We start from the raw sequence: 16,837 nt of genomic DNA on the forward strand, positions 1-16,837 counted from the left end.
GGTTTTCTTTGAAAAGAGAAATCGGGCGGATCGGCGAAAGCCGGTCCGCCTTTTACTTTTCCCAGTAGCTACCGACGCGCATGCACTGCCGGTCATACTGCAGCTCGTCCTTCAGATATTCGCGGATCGCCACGGCTTCCGCCTTCTCGCAGCCAACCCAAATGAAGGTGGGCGCGGCGCATTGCGGCGCCAGTGAGCGGATCAGCTGCTGAATACCGCCCATCGTGCCGGCCGCAGCACCGTTGCGATGCAGCCAGACAGTCTGGATATCAGCAGCTGATGCGATCGGCTGCTCTTCGAACGCGCTATCCACTTCGCCGAAGAAGCGGACCTTGGTTCCGGCCGGTGCCGCTTCGGCAATGCGCAGCATGGCAGGCAATGCCGTCTCGTCTCCGGCGAGGATAAGGTCGGTCGCCTCAGGCATCCAGCCGCCACCCGGTCCCATGATGCCGATCAGATCACCGGCCGCCGCCGTCGCCCCGAAAGTGGCGCCGGGCATGGCCTCGCCCTCGTGAAGCACGAAATCGATATCGACCTCACCGCGCTCCAAATCGACGTTGCGGATCGTGTAGATGCGGACTGCGGTGATCTTCTCGTCCGGCCATTGAATGCGGCCGTCGTCGCCGACAGTGGGCCAGACCGGCGCCTCACCATTCTGCGGCAACAGCAGGCGCACGTGCAGGCCGCCCTGCTGGAAATCCTGAACATTGGCGCAGGCGAACGTCACCCGGCGCATATGCGGCGTGATATTGCGCGCAGCCGCCACCGTTGCCAGGCGCATATTTCCCGGCAGCGCCGGCTTCAGCTTTTCCGACCATGTCAGCTCGAATTTCTTCTCCCCGGCGAAATGGAAAAGGTGCTCGGCCAGCACGGAGCGGATCATCGTCAGCTCGTCCTCGCTGTTCGAGGCGAGCTCGATCGCCAGCGTCTCGCCGGCGATGCGAATATCGGCTGCACCGATCTCATGCTCGAGATGCACGGTTTCCCCGTTGCGGGTCACCGACGCATGCTCGGCGAAATGCTCGGCGATCTCTTCCAGCATGTGCCTGGCATTCGCTGGAATTGCTGTCCCCGAAAGCCGGAATTGCGCCGTCATGCCGCTTCCTTTCGTGTCAGGAGCCAGATGAGATAGGGGCCACCGATCAGCGCCGCGAAGAGGCCGACCGGGACCTGATAGGGATAGATCACCACGCGCGAGAGCCAGTCGGCCGCGACAAGAACGCCTGCGCCAATCAGGATCGCGGCGGCAAGCTGCTGGCCCGGCCGGTGGAAACCCGTCAGCCGCGCCAGATGCGGCGCGATGAGGCCGGTGAGGCTGAGCGGCCCGACGAGGAAGGAGGCGACCGCTGTCATCAGCGCCGCGATCATCGCCAGCAGCAGACGGCAGGCGCCGACAGGCAGGCCGAGACTGCGCGCCGAGGGACCACCGAGCGGCAGGATGGTGAGCCAGCGGCTGAGGAAGGGCAGCGGTGCGGCGAGAACGGCGAGTGAGATCACTGCCGTCCAGGCCTCGAAGCTGCCGGCACGGTTGGTGGAGCCAGTCAGCCAGGTCAACAACACGTAGCCACGCATATCGCCCTGCGCCAGCACCATGCTAACGATCGCCATCGAGAAAGCGCCGATGGCGATGCCGGCAAGCAGCAGCCGCTCGGGCGCGAACTGGGCGCGGGCGGCAATGGCGATCATGATCAGGAAGGCGACGAGTGCGCCGATTGCCATCGATGCCAGCATGACGAAGGGCGGCGGGAAACCGAAAATGAAGAGCGCAACCGTGAGGCCCGCGCCACCACCCGTGCTGACGCCCAGCACTTCCGGGCTGGCGATCGGATTGCCGGTCACCCGCTGCATGATGAAGCCGGCGGCCGCCAGCATCGCGCCCGCACCGGCAGCGACAATCGTGCGCGGCAGGCGAAGCGGCAGCAGATCGGTAAACAGCGTACCGGTGGCGATATGCCAGCCGTCGTCGGCCGGTGCCGTCGTCAGCACCAGGGCGACGACAAGCGCAAGCGCCAAGAGCAGCAGCAGGAACGCGCGGACAGGGCTTTGAAGACGCCTGATCGCCACCGTCGTCTGCGCCGTGACCGACGCGAAGGAGTGGACGCGTGGCAGGAGATAAAGCAGCAGCGGGCCGCCGAGCAGCGCGGTTGCCGCGCCCGCGGGAGCAAGATCGGTAAAGCCCGGACCAAGAAGCTGCGTCAGGCAATCGGTGAAGAACAGCAGCGCGGCACCTGTCAGCGGCGCGGCAATCACCAGCTGGCGGGTCGTACGCGCACCGGCAAAACGGGCGATCGCCGGGGCGGCAAGGCCGAGGAAACCGATAATGCCGACCTCTGCGGTCACCGAAGCCGAGAGCCAGACGGCGAGCAGCAGCACGGCGAGGCGGGTCGTATGCAGGGCGACGCCGAGGCTTTTCGCACCAGCATCGTCGAGCGACAGCACCTGCAGCGGCCGCAGCAGAAGAACGGAAGCGGAGAAGCCCACGAGCAGCCGCGGCGCCAGCGATATCACCGCATGCCAATCCTGCTGGCTGAGCGAACCCGCGCCCCAGATGAAGATCGACATGGCATATTCGCCGCGGGCGAGAATGAGGGTGACGCTGAGCGCCGAGGCAATCAAGGTCACGATCATGCCCGACAGGGCGACGGTTACCGGATCGAGACTGCGCCGCCAGCTAAGTGCCAGCACGATCGCCACCGCCACAAGCCCGCCCGCAAACGCCACCAGCTCGCGCGAAAACCCGAGCAGCAGCGGCGAAACGCTGATGCCGATCGTCATGGCAAGCTGCGCGCCAGACGCGATGCCGAGCGTCGAGGCATCAGCGATCGGGTTGCGCAGCACTCGCTGCAGCAGAAAGCCGGAAAGGCCGAGGGCCGCGCCAGCGATCAGCGACAGCGCGGCGCGTGGCATCATGCTCTGCCATAGCAGCACCGCATCGAGCGCCGCCTGCCCTTCCGGCAGACGTGGCCGGAAGGCGACGAGCAGAGCGAAAACCAAGGCGCAGGCCGCAAAAGACGCGGCTACGCCGATGAGCGTGCCGTTCGGGCGGCCATCGGCCACCCGGCGGCTAACCATTCCATGCATCGGTAAGCCCCTTCGCAAGCAGATCGGCGAAGCGCGATGCCGCAGGCAAGGCGCCATAAGGATTGATGGAGCCAAGCGTCAGCACCCGGCCTTCCCGGACGGCGGGAAGCGCCTGCCAGAAGGCACCGCTCTGCAGCGTCACCATCGCATCCGGCGGATGCGGCGGGATGAAGACGATCCAGGTGTCCGGCATCGATGCCAGCGTCTCGATGCCGATCGGCGCCATCGCCGTATAGCTCGTCTTGCCCTGCCAGGCGTTTTTCAGCCCGGTACGGGCCAACACTTCGCCGAACATGCTGTCGCTGCCGAAGACGCGGTAGTGGCGCGCATCGCCGAGATTGATCGGCAGGATCGTGCGGCCGTCGCCTGCAGCAAACAGCGTCCGGTAATTGTCGAGCCTGGCCATCAGATCGTCGGCATAGCGCTTGCCGCTATCGAGCTGCAACTCGGCCGCCATTGCCAGCGTCACCTCCTGCGCCCGCTGGAAGGGGATGTCGCCCATGCGGTAGATCGCATGGGTCTTCACCGGCGCAATCCGGCTCATCAGGCCATCGGCCCAGCTGTAGAAATTGGAATTGAAGATCAGGTCCGGCCTGGCAAAGCGCAGCACTTCGAAATTCGGCGTGCCCCGGAGGCCGAGATCGGCAACGCCCTCGGGCACGGCGGGCTCGACGGCGATCTGCCGGTAGCCGCGCAGCTCGCTTCCGGCAACCACGTTGGCGCCGAGCGCCAGCAGCGTCTCGAACAGAGCCCAGTCGAGAGCCGCAACGCGCGTATCGGCGGCTGCCCGCAGCACCGGCGGCGCAGCGAGAGCCGCCGACATCGCCAGGAAATTGCGCCGTGTCAGAGCTTTCATCGGCATCACAGCAGATAGCTGACCGGCTCGCCGCGTGCCGGGTGGGTGAAGACGCCCATGCCGACGCCGAAGATCGACTGAAGCCGGTCGGCCTGCATGATCTCTTCAGGCTTGCCTTGCGCGGTGATCCGGCCGCGATTGAGCGCGATGATCTCGTCGCAATGACGGGCCGCCAGATTGATGTCATGGAGAACGATGACGACGGTCAGCCCGCGCTCGTGGCTGAGCGATTCCACCAGCGACAGCATGGAAGCCTGATGCGCCAGATCCAGCGCCGAGGTCGGCTCGTCCAGCAACAGGCAGCTGGCATTCTGCGCCAGCATCATGGCAATCCACGCCCGCTGACGCTCGCCGCCGGACATATTGGCAACCAGGCGCCCGGCGAATTCTTCCAGGCTGGTGCGGGCGATGGCGTCATCGACCAGATCGTGATCGGCCTTGCCGAAGCGGCCAAGCGTGCCGTGCCAGGGAAAGCGCCCCAGCGCCACCAGCTCGCGCACCGTCATGCCATCGGTCGCGGGCGTGAACTGCGGCATATAGGCGATCTTGCGGGCAAATTCCCGCGCCCCCCAGGCGGCCGCGTTCCTGCCTTCGAGTTCCAGTGTCCCGCCGGTTGCCGCATGCTGGCGGGCGATGATCTTCATCAGCGTGCTCTTGCCCGACCCATTCGGCCCGACCAGCCCATAGATCCGCCCGCTCTCCAGTGTCAGATCGATGCCCGAGAGGATGGTGCGCTCACCTGCAGAAAAGCGGACATCCGACATTTTCAGAAATGGCGTGGACATGAAACGAGCTCCTGAAACAGCTGCGGGAGGGGCACCGCCCTCCCGCCGTTTTGCTTGGTGCAAAACTTTACTATGATTGTCAACTTACCATTTTTTGCTGAGCTTGAAGGTGATGGTGCGGGCGTCGCCGTAGCCGCAGGTGGTCAAGCCGCCGCAACCTTTCACGTATTCCTTGTCAAAGAGATTGGTCACGTTGAGAGACGCTCCCCAACCCTCGTTCTCGTAGCGAATAGCAGCGTCGAAGACAGCGGCACCCGGAACCTTGCTCGTGTTGGCAAAATCAGCCCAGGACCAGCCCTGATAGCGAACACCACCGCCGACGCTGACGCCTTCCAGCGCGCCGCGCGGGATCGTGTAGTCCAACCACAAGCTGGCCTGAACCTTCGGCTGAAGATAAGGCGAGTTGCCGATGAGCGACGTGTTGGCGTCCTCGGTGATTTCGAGATCAGTATAGGAGAAGCCAGCGATTGCCTTCCAATCGTCGGTGATATTCGCCTTGCTTTCGAATTCGAAACCACGTGAACGCACCTCGCCGATCTGGCTGGACAGTGTGGTACCGGGATCCGTGACAACAACGTTCTGCTTGGTGATCTGGAAGAGCGATGCAGTGATGGTCCCGTCGAAGAAGGTGGGCTCGTATTTCACGCCTGCTTCGACCTGGCTACCTTCCTCGGGCTTGATGGTGTTCGACAGGCTTGTCGCGATGATTGGATTGAAGAAGGTAGCGACACTCACATAAGGCGTGATGCCATTGCTGAATTCATATGCAAGACCAGCCCTGCCGCTGACGGCCGTCTTGTCGTACCCGTAGCTATTGTTTTGCGTCGGCGCCCAGAAGGTCGGGCCGTTGTCGGTCTTCGTGTCCACGTAGTCGTAACGGCCGTTCAAAGTCGCGAGCCAGCCACCACCGAAGCGGATCTGATCCTGAATATAGGCGCCGAGCTGCTGCTGGGTGGTGACCTGATTGATGTAGCTGCGATTGGCGGGCTGCGGGAGCCCGTAGATCGGGTCGGTTACGCTGATCGGCGTCGCGCTGTTTGCAGCCTGCACCTGATCGATCTGGAAATACTTGTAGTCCAGCCCAAGCATCAGCTTGTGGCTCGTCTCACCAAGATCGAATTCGGTCTCGGCGCGATTGTCGACAGAGAATGAATTGACTTCGGTCTGATGCTCGAAGTTGATGCGATTCAACTCGGTTGGGCTCGCATAACCATAGGCGTAGGGCGCAATCTCATGCTTGTTGAGATGCCCATAGCGGGCGTTCTGCGTAACCGTCCAGCCGCTGTCGAACTCATGCTTGATCTCGTAGCCAAGCATCTGTTGCTGGTAATTGCCTTGATCGATATCCGGTTCGCCCGGGAAGAAATCGCGCGGAATCCTGCCAAAGGGCGCATCGACGACAGTCCCGACATAGGGGAAGAAACCGTTGCCGGTATGAACCTGATCGAGCGCTCCCGCATAGCCCCAGATATTGATGGAAGTGGCATCATCGGGTGCGATCGTCAGCTGCGGCATGATAAAACCGCGCGTGTCGTGCGAAAAGTCGGAGTAGTTGTCGCCACCAGCAACCTTGCCAGTCAGGCGATAGGTCATCGTGTCGCTTGAGCCGACCTTGTCGGAAAGGTCAACACCGGTGAAAGCGTTGCCGTTACTATTGATACCGATATCGGTATAGTAGAGCGGCTCATCGGTTGGCCGCTTGCGGACCAGATCAATGATACCACCAGGGTTCGAACCACCGTATAGAACCGAAGCGGGCCCTTTCAGCACTTCGACGCGTTCGAGCATAAAAGGATCGGTCTGGAAGCCGCCGAAGCTGTAGCTGAACAGGTTGAGGCCGTCCATGAACACGCCGGTCTGGGTCGCGTCAAATCCGCGTATATAGAACCAGTCCGTATCACCGTCATTGCCGAAAGGCTGCGCGTTGACTCCAGGCGTATAGGACAGAGCCTCGTCCACCTTGTTGACGACACCACGATCGTCCATTTCCTGCGTTCCGATCACCGACACAGACTGCGGAATCTCGTTGATCGGCGTATCGCTTTTCGACCCCGTCGCCGACCGCTTCGCCACATATCCCTTGACCGGGCTGGTCGCCGTCGCCTCGGAATTTGCCGCTCCGGCCTGCCCCTGGATGGTGATCGGCGCCAATGCCGTCGCGTCCTGGGCCTGCGCCGGCATGGCGGCTACGAGGCCGATGGCGGCGGCGCCGGTCAGAAGGTTGGTCTTGAAGATGAGAGCCTTGGTCTGCCCACGCATTGTCTTACCCCACTCGCGCCGCGCAAACCCCAAAGTCACCCGGCTAAACAGCTTGTTGATAAGATGAGCGTTTAACTCAAATTTAAGGGGTTGGATTGTCGTGATCCGTGGAATTTGAACGTTCTTGGGCAAATTTCCGCACTTTAAACAAATGCTCGTGAGGCGTGGTTTTCAGGCAACGTGAGCCTTCTTCCACAGCGCCGGGGTGGCGCCAGTCGTCTTGCGGAAGACGCGGGTGAAATGGGCCTGGTCGGAGAAGCCGGTATCGGCGGCAATCGCCGGAAGACTGAAATCGCCCTGCAGAAGCAGACGCTTGGCTTTTTCGACACGGGCATTCGTCTGCCACTGATGGGGCGCAATCCCGGTCGAGGCCTTGAAGGCGTGGCTGAAATGCGATTGCGACAACCCGGTCAGGTTTGCAAGCTCCTCGAGCCTGATGTTGCGAAGGCAATTCTGCTCAATGAAATCGGTGGTGCGGCGAAGCTGCCATGTGGCCAGCTTGCTGCGCTTGCGCGGCTGCGCCTTGGTCAGCTTCAATACGTCGATGATCAACGACAGGCACAGGCCATCGCCATAGAGATCGTGTAGGGGCTGCGGGTTCAGGCATTCAGCACCGATCAGATTGGCAAGCGCCATCACCCGCTCGTCGTGAAACAGCAGACGGGCATCGGCAAGCCGTGACGGGTCGATATCCTCCATCAGCCGCCGTCCGACGATGTCGGCATCGAAATGGATATCGAGATGGCGGACGAACTGGACATCGACGAGATCGGCCCAAAGTTCCATCCCGGCGGGCACATAGGAGATCGGCCGGCGCACGGTGTCCTGGACGGCTCCTGCGCTCTTCGGTGTCAGCTTGACGCGTGAATCGCCGGGGCCGCGCATGTCGAGCAGAATGAACAGGCGCGGGTCATGGGCGACATAGTAGCCACCGGCATAGGGCGCGCACTCCACATCCCAGACATCGGCCACGATGCCATTCCAGTTGCGGCGGTTCATTTCGCCGACGACGGAAAAGCCCTCGATCCTGTTCTGCATGCGCGGCTGAAAGGTCATTTGCGGCCCAATTAAACCTTCTTTTTATAATCAAGTTTTCTCTAGCGAATATAGGCGGGAATGGCAATAAGCATTCGCTGCAGCGCAATAGACCGGAAGAGGCCCCTTCATTTCCGTCCGCGGCTGTTCTAGCATCGGTCCATGAGCCTCGAATCCGTCCGCGCCTTTTTCAGCGCCCATGCACCCGATATCGATATCATCGAAACCGAAGCCAGTTCTTCGACCGTGACGCTTGCGGCCGAAGCCCATGGGGTCGAGCCCGCGCAGATCGCCAAGACAATCTGCCTGCGTGTCGGCGACGAGGCCATGCTGGTGGTCGCCAGCGGCACGGCGCGGCTGGATAACCGCAAATTCAAGGACACGTTCGGCGGCAAGGGCCGCATGCTCGGGGCCGACGAAGTGCTCGAAATCACCAGCCATCCGGTCGGCGGCGTCTGCCCTTTCGGCCTGCCGTCTCCGCTGCCGGTTTATTGCGATGCGTCGCTCAAACAATTCGCCGAAGTCATCCCCGCTGCCGGTTCCCCCAACTCCGCGGTGCGCATCCAAACCGGGCGACTGGCGGAGCTGACGGCTGCAAAATGGGTCGATGTCTGCCAATAGAACTTTGGCATAACTTCAAATTGCCGAAAGAGCCCCTATATTAGGCTGCAACATGCCGTGGTTGTGCATGAGAGGAGATGAAATGCCGGGTGCCGTTTCGCGTTTTGCCAAGATTGCGGCGATTGCCGTTCTGACGAGCGCTACTGTTTTTGCTGCCTATGGTGAGGCCGAGGCCCGGCGTGCGGGCGGCGGTTTCAGCAGCTTCGGCAGCCGTGGCACACGCACCTTCCAGGCTCCTCCCGCAACCCGCACGGCGCCGGCACCTGCTGCACCCGTCGAGCGCTCCATGACACCCCAGCCGCAGACGACGGCCCCTTCGATGGCGCAGCCCGGCGTGGCGGCGCAGCGCCCCGGCGGCATGTTCGGCGGTTTCGGCCGCTCGATGGTCGGCGGCCTGATCGCCGGTGGCCTGCTCGGCATGATGCTCGGCCATGGTTTCGGCGGCGGCTTCGGCTTCCTCGGCATGCTGCTGCAGATCGCGCTGATCTTCGGCGCCATCACGCTCGCCATGCGCTTCTTTGCCAATCGCCGCCAGCCGTCCTACGGCTCGGCAGGCGGGCCGTCCTATAGCAACATGTCGTCGAACAATAACAGCTCGTTCCGCATTCCGACGATCGGCTCGGGTGCGGCCGCCGCTGCTCCGCAGCGCAACAACCAGCGCCCCAGCGACGAGATCGGCCTGGCGCAGGCAGACCTCGACCAGTTCGAGGAGCTGCTGACCGAAGTGCAGACCGCCTATGGCGCCGAAGACTACGGCACGCTGCGCAAGCTCACGACGCCTGAGGCGATGTCCTATCTGGCGGAAGAGCTTGGCGAGAATGCCACCAATGGCGTTCGCAACCGCGTCTCCGACGTGAAGCTGCTGCAGGGCGATATTGCCGAAGCCTGGCGTGAAGACGGCCTGGACTATGCAACGCTTGCCATGCGCTATTCATCGATCGACGCGATGGTCGAGCGCGACAGCGGCCGCGTCGTCTCCGGCGACGACCAGCGCCCGAGCGAAAGCACCGAAGTCTGGACCTTCGTTCGCAAGAACGGCGCCGACTGGAAGCTTTCCGCCATCCAGGGCACAGAGCAGCGCGCCGCCTGAGCGGCGCGCGTTTTCTTCCTCAACCCCTGAAGGTGTAGTCGGCGATCGACTGCGCCTTCATCTCGATCGAGAATCCCGGCTTCGACGGCGGCATATAGGCCGCGTTCCTGATATCGCAGGGATCGAGGAAATGTTCGTGCAGGTGGTCGACATATTCGATCACCCGTCCGTCCTTGGTGCCCGATACGGCGATATAATCGATCATCGACAGGTGCTGCACATATTCGCAGAGCCCGACGCCACCTGCATGCGGCCAGACCGGCAGGTCAAACTTTGCGGCGATCAACAGCACCGCCAGCACCTCGTTCAATCCCCCCATACGGCAGGAATCGATCTGCACGATATCGATCGCGCCTTCGGCGATGAACTGCTTGAACATGATGCGGTTCTGGCACATCTCACCGGTCGCGACCTTCACCGGCGCGATCGCCTTGCGGATCTTGCGATGGCCGGCAACATCGTCGGGGCTGGTCGGCTCCTCGATGAAGAAGGGCTTGGCGAAGGCGAGCTTGTTCACCCAGTCGATCGCCTGCGGCACTTCCCAGACCTGATTGGCATCGATCATCAGATAGCGGTCCGGCCCCATCACCTCGCGGGCGATCCGCAGGCGGCGGATATCGTCTTCCAGATCGCGCCCGACCTTCATCTTCACATGGTTGAAACCGGCATCGATCGCTTCCTGGCAGAGGCGGCGGAGCTTCTCGTCATCGTAGCCCAGCCATCCGGCCGATGTCGTGTAGCAGGCGTAACCCTCAGCCTTCAGCGTCGCAATCCGCTCCGCCTTGCCGGCCTCGGCCGTCTTCAGGATCGCCACGGCCTCGTCGCGCGTGAGCACGTCGGTCAGGTAGCGGTAATCGACGATATCGGCGATCTCTTCGGCCGGGAGTTCTGACACCAGCTGCCAGACGGGCTTGCCTTGCTTCTTCGCCAAGAGATCCCAGAAGGCGTTGACGACAGCGCCGGTTGCCAGATGCATGGCGCCCTTGTCGGGACCGATCCAGCGCAACTGGCTATCGCCGGTCAGATGCCGCCAGAACTTTCCGGGCGCGGCGCGGAACGCCTCCAGATCTTGGCCGACGACCAGATGGTCCATCGCCTTGATCGCCATGCAGCAGATGTCGTTGCCGCGGCCGATGGTGAAGGTCAGGCCGTGACCGTTAAGACCCGGCTCATCGGTATCGAGGATCACGTAAGCGGCGGAATAATCCGGATCCGGGTTCATCGCATCCGAGCCGTCGAGGCTCTGCGAGGTCGGGAAACGGAGATCGAAGACACGAAGGCCGGTGATACGGGTCATGGTTTTCCTCCGGATTAAATGGTCCAGCCGCCATCGATGGCGTAGGCCTGACCTGAGGTGTAAGTGGCGCCGGCGAGATAGACGGCGAGTTCGGCGATCTCTGCCGGCGAGCCCAGACGGCCCATCGGCTGGCGCGAGATGAAGGCGGCGCGCGCCGTCTCATAATCGCCCTGCGCCTTCATGCGGTCCTGCAGCGACGGGCTCTCGACCGTGCCGGGGCAGATGGCGTTGCAGCGGATACCCTGAGCGACGTAGTCGGCAGCGACAGATTTGGTCAGACCGATGACGGCGGCCTTGGTGACGCCGTAAGCGAAGCGGTTCGGCACGCCCTTGATGCTGGATGCAACGGAAGCCATGTTGATGATCGAGCCGTCCTTGCGCTCGAGCATGCCGGGCAGCACGGCGCGGATGGTGCGGATCATCGCCTTGACGTTGAGATCGAGGGCAAACTCCAGATCACTGTCCTTCATCTCAAGGATCGAACCGGCATGGACGAAGCCGGCGCAATTGAAGAGAACGTCGATCTGGCCGATCTCAGAGACCAAAGCATTGACCGCGGCTTCGTCGAGAACGTTCAACTTGTGGGTCGCAATCCCGGTTTCGGCCGTCAGCTGTGCCAGTGCATCGGTGTTGATGTCTGTGGCATGTACGATGGCACCAGCCTGCTGGAAGGCGATCGCCGAGGCGCGGCCGATGCCCTGTCCTGCGGCGGTGATTAGAACGGTCTTGCCGGAAAGTGAAATGGTCATTTGTCGAAGCCTCCCTTGATGTCGCGCATGGAAGGAGCGAAGGCGGTCTTCGCCGCTTCTTCGCTCGCATTGTCATATTATCGATAAAAAACAGAACCGGAAAAAGCAATGCCGAAGTTTGCAATTGCTGGCCTTGACAGCGAGGCGCGTCGGGCCGGAGCGGCAAGCGATTTTTCCTGCGGCTATATATTCTATTAATTTAGACGCCTTATGATTGCGGCTACAAATATCCGTAACCCATTATTTAGACATCATTAAAAGACTTTCGCTTTCCTGATGAACGACCAAACGAACGACAAATTGAGCGCCCGATGAGCGAATATCAGAACCGAGCCGTCGAACTCATGCAAACGCTGATCGGCAACCAATCCACCGCGGACATCAACGACCGCCGCAACGCCTTCATCTTCAGGGCCATCGGGCTCTACCAGGCTCTGGGTGGCGACCCGGAAGCCGTGCAAGGCGTCGTCGAGAAGGTCTATGCCGTCCGTGCGCCGCGGATCGACACCGCCGTCGGCGATCTCATGTACAATCTGGCGGGCGTCGGCCATGCCTCGGATCTCGACATCATCCAGGCTGCCTATAACAAGCTCGATCAGGCCACGCCGTCAGCCGTTCCGCTGAAGCGCGCCCGTACCTGATCTGCGGTCACCGGCCTCAAGCCTTCCCGTAGCCACCGCCTGTCGGCGTGGTGACGATGAAGGCTTCGCCGGCTTCCAGCTGCGTGTGGGCACTGCCGATCAACACGTCGATCGCACCGGAATTCCGGCGCACCGCATTGCGGCCAAGCGCGCCCGGCTCCCCGCCGCCTAGCCCGAAGGGCGCCACGCGGCGATGGCCGGAAAGCATCGCGAATTCCAGCTTTTCACGCGCCCGGATCGTCCGTTCCGTGCCGTCGCCTGCCGACCATTTTCCGCGGCCGCCGGAGCCCTTGCGGATATGGAAATCCTCCAGAACAACAGGGAAGCGCGTTTCCAGAATCTCCGGATCGGTCAGCCGTGAATTGGTCATATGCGTGTGGACGGCGTCCGCTCCGTTGAACCGTGGACCAGCGGGCGCGCCGGAGCAGATCGTCTCGTAATACTGATAGGTCGCGTTGCCGAAGGTCAGGTTGTTCATCGTGCCCTGCGCCGCAGCCATGGCGCCGACGGCGCCGAACAGGCAGTTGGTAACCGCCTGGCTGACCTCGACATTGCCGGCAACCACAGCCGCCGGATATTCCGGCGTCAGCATCGTGCCCTTGGGAACGATGATGCGGATCGGCCGCAGGCAACCGGCATTCATCGGGATATCGGCTTCGACCAGAACGCGGAAGACATAGAGCACGGCGGCGCGGGTGACCGGCTGTGGCGCGTTGAAATTGTCGGCGCGCTGCGGCGAGGTGCCGGTGAAATCGACGGTCGCCTCGCGCTTTTCCTTGTCGACGGTCACCTTGACGACGATCTTGCAGCCCTGGTCCATCTCATAGCTGAATTCGCCGTCCTTGAGACGGTCGAGCACACGGCGCACGCTCTCGGCGGCATTGTCCTGGACATGGCCCATATAGGCATCGACGACATCCTCGCCGAACAACGCGATCATCTTTGCGAGCTCGGCAACACCCTTTTCGTTGGCCGCCACCTGCGCCTTGAGATCATTGACGTTCTGCGCCAGCTGGCGAACCGGATAGCGGGCGCCTGTCAGCAGCGCCGCGAGCTCCTGCTCGCGGAAACGGCCGCGATCGAGCAGCTTGAAATTGTCGATATAGACACCTTCCTCCTCGATATGGGTCGCGAGCGGCGACATCGATCCCGGAGCAATGCCGCCGATATCGGCATGATGGCCGCGACTCGCCACCCAGAAGCGGATGCGGCTTCCGTCGTTGTCGAAAACCGGCGTGCAGACCGTCAGGTCGGGCAGATGCGTGCCGCCATTGTAGGGCGCGTTGATCAGGAAGACGTCGCCCGGATGGATGACCGGGTTTTCGCGGATCGCGGTGGCCACCGAAGCATCCATCGAACCCAGATGCACAGGCATATGCGGCGCGTTGGCGACCAGATTGCCCTCGGCGTCAAAGACGGCACAGGAGAAATCGAGGCGTTCCTTGATATTCACCGAGTAGGCGGTGTTCTGTAGCGTCACGCCCATCTGCTCGGCGATCGACATGAAGAGATTGTTGAAGATCTCCAGCATGACAGGATCAGCCCTGGTGCCGATCGCTGTGCGCTCCGGCAACGCCTTGATGCGGGTCAAGACGATATGGTCATGAACCGTCAGCTTCGCCTGCCAGCCGTCTTCGATGACGATCGTCTGGTTCGGCTCGATGACGATTGCAGGACCTGTCACGGTCTGCCCTGATTGCATCGAGGAGCGGAGAACGACGGCCGCGTCATGCGCTTCGCCCTGCGAATGGAAGCGCGTACGCCGCGCGGATTCAGCCTCCCCGCCAGTGCCCTCCTGGTTGCTGACATCGATCTGCGCAGCCGCGCCGCCGATCGTCTCCACCTCGATCGCCTCGACCACCAGCGGCTTGTCTTCGGCAACGAAGCCGAAGCGGCGCTTGTGCAGCTTTTCGAACTCGACCCGCAGCCGCGCCGCATCGTCGGCTGCGGGAAACAGCGTTTCCACCGATATCAGCGTATCGGTGCCGGCGTAGCGGATATGGGCGCGTGCAATGATTTCGATGGCAGAAGCCGGAACGCCTTGTGCCTCTAGCTCCGGAACGCATTCGCGCTGCAGCTCGGCTGAAAGCGCCGAGATCGCCGATGGAGCATCGGCATCGAGCGGAACGCCGAGGGCCTTCTGGCGGGTGGCCCGGATATCGGCGAGGCCCATTCCATAGGCCGAGAGTAGACCGGACATCGGATGCAGCAGGATGCTCTTCATGCCGAGCGCATCGGCCACCAGGCAGGCATGCTGACCACCGGCACCGCCGAAGCAGTTCAGCGCATAACGGGTAACGTCATAGCCGCGCTGGACGGAGATCTTCTTGATCGCCTCGACCATATTGGCGACGGCGATACGGATGAAGCCATCGGCCACTTCCTCCGGGCTCCTGCTGTCACCGGTCCGGGCTGCCAGTTCGGCGAATTTCGCCCTGACGGTATCGACATCAAGCGGCTGATCCTGGTTCGGCCCGAAGATCGCCGGGAAGAATTCCGGCAGCAGCTTACCAGTCATGACATTGGCATCGGTGACCGCCAGCGGCCCGCCGTTGCGGTAGCAGGCCGGACCCGGATGAGCACCGGCCGAATCCGGACCGACGCGAAAACGGTTGTCCTCGAAATGCAGGATCGACCCGCCGCCGGCGGCCACCGTATGGATCAGCATCATCGGTGCGCGGACGCGGACGCCCGCGACTTCGGTCTCGAAGGCCCGCTCATACTCGCCGTCGAAATGCGCGACGTCGGTGGAGGTGCCGCCCATGTCGAAGCCAATGACACGCGAGAAACCCGCCTGCTCGCCTGTCTTGGCGAGACCGACGACACCACCAGCCGGACCGGAAAGAATGGCATCCTTGCCCTGAAACATATCGGCCGCGGTCAGACCGCCCGATGACATCATGAACATGACGCGGGCGCCAGTGCGCTTGATGTCGAGCTCATCGGAAACCTGCGCCACATAGCGGCCGAGCACCGGTGACAGATAGGCATCGACGACGGTCGTATCGCCACGGCCGACCAGCTTGATGAGCGGCGAGACCTCGTGGCTGACGGATACCTGCTCGAAACCAATCTCGCGGGCGATGCGCGCGACAGCTGCCTCGTGAGCAGGGAACTTGTAGGCATGCATGAAGACGATGGCAAGCGCCCGGTAGCCTTCGGCCCGCAATGCTTCGAGGGCGCGGCGGGCTTCGCCTTCATCGAGATCAAGTTCGACCGTGCCGTCGGCCAGCACGCGTTCGCCGATCTCTGCAACCGTATCGTACAGCGCATCGGGCTTGATGATCTCGGTGGCGAAGATCTTCTTGCGCTCCTGGTAGCCGATGCGCAGCGCATCGCGGAAACCCCTGGTCGTCACCAGCGCCAGCCGCTCACCCTTGCGCTCCAGCAGCGCATTGGTCGCAACCGTCGTGCCCATCCGCACTTCGCCGATCAGCCCGGCCGGGATGGCCTCGCCTGCAGTCAACCCGAGATGGAGACGAATGCCGTGGACCGCGGCGTCGCGATAGGCGGCCGGATTTTCGGAGAGAACCTTGCGTGCGTGCAATTCGCCCGCGGGGTCGCGGGCGACGATATCGGTAAAGGTACCGCCGCGATCGATCCAGAAATCCCAGCGCTTGGTATCCGTCGCTTGCATTGAACCGTCCTCAAGATGGATTGCGGAATTGCACGTTGATAAAATATCGATAAAATGACGACATATTCTCGTCAAGGCAGGAGAGCGAAAATGGCTGACAGCAAAAACAAGGATATGAGTGCTGACGCCTTTCCCGGCATTGCCTCGTTCGGCCCGATCGTCTCCTCGGCGCATCTCGCCGAAGGCGGCTCGCCTGCTTTGTCGGAGATCGAATACGGCCTCATCCTCGCCTCGCATGCTTTCGACCGCTGGATCGTCCGCTGCATGGCGGCGGCCGGATTTCCGGGTCTATCACCGATGGAAATCCTCATCCTTCACTCGATCCGCCATCGCGACCGGGAAAAGAAGCTCGCCGATATCTGCCTGGTCCTCGATATCGAGGACACGCATGTGGTCACCTATGCGATCCGCAAGCTCCAGGCCGCAGGACTGCTGACAACCGGCCGCACCGGAAAAGAAAAGACCGTGAAGATCACCGACAAGGGCGCCGAAGCCTGTAACACCTATGCGGACGTCCGCAGACATCTGCTTGTCGAGCCGACCGCCAACGCCCGCCCCGCGGAGCAGACGCTGTCCGAAACCGCCGCCATCCTGCGCTTCATCTCGGGCGCTTTCAACCAGGCGGCGCGGGCAGCCGCGACGCTCTAGGCACCGGCGGAAGCCGGTCCGAAAATTGTTGATCGCCACACACCGTTTGTGGCCTTGACAAAGAACGGATGCCTGTATTTTATTCAAGCCTGCGGATTAGGCAGACGAGCCATACCGCATTCACATGACTCCGATAGT

13 protein-coding genes are annotated in these 16,837 nt (G+C 62.2%); 4 read left to right on the plus strand and 9 right to left on the minus strand.

The window, feature by feature from the left end:
* Nucleotides 1–52: 52 nt before the first annotated feature.
* The 6 genes from AC1DJO_RS04140 to AC1DJO_RS04165 form a co-directional block, all read right to left on the minus strand.
* Complete coding sequence (locus AC1DJO_RS04140; protein WP_477969319.1) at nucleotides 53–1,096, minus strand: DUF2218 domain-containing protein; 1,044 nt, start codon at nucleotides 1,094–1,096, stop codon at nucleotides 53–55.
* Nucleotides 1,093–3,072, minus strand: a complete 1,980-nt coding sequence (gene fhuB, locus AC1DJO_RS04145; protein WP_477969578.1) for a Fe(3+)-hydroxamate ABC transporter permease FhuB — start codon at nucleotides 3,070–3,072, stop codon at nucleotides 1,093–1,095. Before fhuB ends, AC1DJO_RS04140 begins: the two co-directional genes overlap by 4 nt.
* Nucleotides 3,065–3,937, minus strand: coding sequence for an ABC transporter substrate-binding protein (locus AC1DJO_RS04150; protein WP_477969321.1), 873 nt, complete (start codon nucleotides 3,935–3,937; stop codon nucleotides 3,065–3,067). The genes fhuB and AC1DJO_RS04150 overlap by 8 nt, the downstream gene beginning before the upstream one ends.
* A gap of 5 nt (nucleotides 3,938–3,942) precedes the next feature.
* Nucleotides 3,943–4,722 (minus strand): ABC transporter ATP-binding protein, encoded by a 780-nt coding sequence (locus AC1DJO_RS04155; RefSeq protein ID WP_477969323.1) that lies wholly within the window; start codon nucleotides 4,720–4,722, stop codon nucleotides 3,943–3,945.
* An 84-nt stretch (nucleotides 4,723–4,806) separates the two neighbouring features.
* On the minus strand, nucleotides 4,807–6,981 hold the full coding sequence (locus AC1DJO_RS04160) for a TonB-dependent siderophore receptor (protein ID WP_477969325.1): 2,175 nt from the start codon (nucleotides 6,979–6,981) through the stop codon (nucleotides 4,807–4,809).
* A gap of 171 nt (nucleotides 6,982–7,152) precedes the next feature.
* Complete coding sequence (locus tag AC1DJO_RS04165) at nucleotides 7,153–8,037, minus strand: helix-turn-helix domain-containing protein (protein WP_477969327.1); 885 nt, start codon at nucleotides 8,035–8,037, stop codon at nucleotides 7,153–7,155.
* A 141-nt stretch (nucleotides 8,038–8,178) separates the two neighbouring features.
* On the opposite strand from AC1DJO_RS04165, the gene AC1DJO_RS04170 reads away from it, so the two are divergent.
* Both AC1DJO_RS04170 and AC1DJO_RS04175 read left to right on the plus strand, forming a co-directional pair.
* Complete coding sequence (locus AC1DJO_RS04170; RefSeq protein WP_442209249.1) at nucleotides 8,179–8,637, plus strand: YbaK/EbsC family protein; 459 nt, start codon at nucleotides 8,179–8,181, stop codon at nucleotides 8,635–8,637.
* An 82-nt stretch (nucleotides 8,638–8,719) separates the two neighbouring features.
* Nucleotides 8,720–9,727, plus strand: coding sequence for a Tim44 domain-containing protein (locus tag AC1DJO_RS04175; RefSeq protein WP_477969329.1), 1,008 nt, complete (start codon nucleotides 8,720–8,722; stop codon nucleotides 9,725–9,727).
* Nucleotides 9,728–9,746: 19 nt separating this feature from the next.
* Here AC1DJO_RS04175 and AC1DJO_RS04180 read toward each other — a convergent pair whose 3' ends face one another.
* Nucleotides 9,747–11,024, minus strand: a complete 1,278-nt coding sequence (locus AC1DJO_RS04180; protein WP_477969331.1) for an L-fuconate dehydratase — start codon at nucleotides 11,022–11,024, stop codon at nucleotides 9,747–9,749.
* 14 nt (nucleotides 11,025–11,038) lie between these two features.
* On the minus strand, nucleotides 11,039–11,773 hold the full coding sequence (locus tag AC1DJO_RS04185) for an SDR family oxidoreductase (protein ID WP_477969333.1): 735 nt from the start codon (nucleotides 11,771–11,773) through the stop codon (nucleotides 11,039–11,041).
* Between the two features lie 311 nt (nucleotides 11,774–12,084).
* Between AC1DJO_RS04185 and AC1DJO_RS04190 the strand changes: the two genes are divergently transcribed.
* Nucleotides 12,085–12,414 (plus strand): hypothetical protein, encoded by a 330-nt coding sequence (locus AC1DJO_RS04190; RefSeq protein ID WP_310290391.1) that lies wholly within the window; start codon nucleotides 12,085–12,087, stop codon nucleotides 12,412–12,414.
* Between the two features lie 16 nt (nucleotides 12,415–12,430).
* On the opposite strand, the gene AC1DJO_RS04195 is transcribed toward AC1DJO_RS04190, so the two are convergent.
* The gene (locus AC1DJO_RS04195) at nucleotides 12,431–16,051 is read right to left on the minus strand and encodes a hydantoinase B/oxoprolinase family protein (RefSeq protein ID WP_477969335.1); all 3,621 of its coding nucleotides are present in this window, start codon (nucleotides 16,049–16,051) and stop codon (nucleotides 12,431–12,433) included.
* A gap of 90 nt (nucleotides 16,052–16,141) precedes the next feature.
* On the opposite strand from AC1DJO_RS04195, the gene AC1DJO_RS04200 reads away from it, so the two are divergent.
* Nucleotides 16,142–16,699, plus strand: a complete 558-nt coding sequence (locus AC1DJO_RS04200; protein WP_477969337.1) for a winged helix DNA-binding protein — start codon at nucleotides 16,142–16,144, stop codon at nucleotides 16,697–16,699.
* The last annotated feature ends 138 nt before the right edge of the window (nucleotides 16,700–16,837 follow it).

It is taken from the genome of Rhizobium sp. 05N430, assembly GCF_056396985.1.

Excerpts from the sequence above, each read along its gene's own strand:
- AC1DJO_RS04195 (WP_477969335.1), bottom strand. The coding sequence starts at position 16,051 with ATGCAAGCGACGGATACCAAGCGCTGGGATTTCTGGATCGATCGCGGC.
- AC1DJO_RS04190 (WP_310290391.1), top strand. The coding sequence starts at position 12,085 with ATGAGCGAATATCAGAACCGAGCCGTCGAACTCATGCAAACGCTGATC.
- AC1DJO_RS04180 (WP_477969331.1), bottom strand. The coding sequence starts at position 11,024 with ATGACCCGTATCACCGGCCTTCGTGTCTTCGATCTCCGTTTCCCGACC.
- AC1DJO_RS04175 (WP_477969329.1), top strand. The coding sequence starts at position 8,720 with ATGCCGGGTGCCGTTTCGCGTTTTGCCAAGATTGCGGCGATTGCCGTT.
- AC1DJO_RS04150 (WP_477969321.1), bottom strand. The coding sequence starts at position 3,937 with ATGAAAGCTCTGACACGGCGCAATTTCCTGGCGATGTCGGCGGCTCTC.
- AC1DJO_RS04200 (WP_477969337.1), top strand. The coding sequence starts at position 16,142 with ATGGCTGACAGCAAAAACAAGGATATGAGTGCTGACGCCTTTCCCGGC.
- AC1DJO_RS04165 (WP_477969327.1), bottom strand. The coding sequence starts at position 8,037 with ATGACCTTTCAGCCGCGCATGCAGAACAGGATCGAGGGCTTTTCCGTC.
- AC1DJO_RS04140 (WP_477969319.1), bottom strand. The coding sequence starts at position 1,096 with ATGACGGCGCAATTCCGGCTTTCGGGGACAGCAATTCCAGCGAATGCC.
- AC1DJO_RS04170 (WP_442209249.1), top strand. The coding sequence starts at position 8,179 with ATGAGCCTCGAATCCGTCCGCGCCTTTTTCAGCGCCCATGCACCCGAT.
- fhuB (WP_477969578.1), bottom strand. The coding sequence starts at position 3,072 with ATGGTTAGCCGCCGGGTGGCCGATGGCCGCCCGAACGGCACGCTCATC.
- AC1DJO_RS04185 (WP_477969333.1), bottom strand. The coding sequence starts at position 11,773 with ATGACCATTTCACTTTCCGGCAAGACCGTTCTAATCACCGCCGCAGGA.
- AC1DJO_RS04160 (WP_477969325.1), bottom strand. The coding sequence starts at position 6,981 with ATGCGTGGGCAGACCAAGGCTCTCATCTTCAAGACCAACCTTCTGACC.
- AC1DJO_RS04155 (WP_477969323.1), bottom strand. The coding sequence starts at position 4,722 with ATGTCCACGCCATTTCTGAAAATGTCGGATGTCCGCTTTTCTGCAGGT.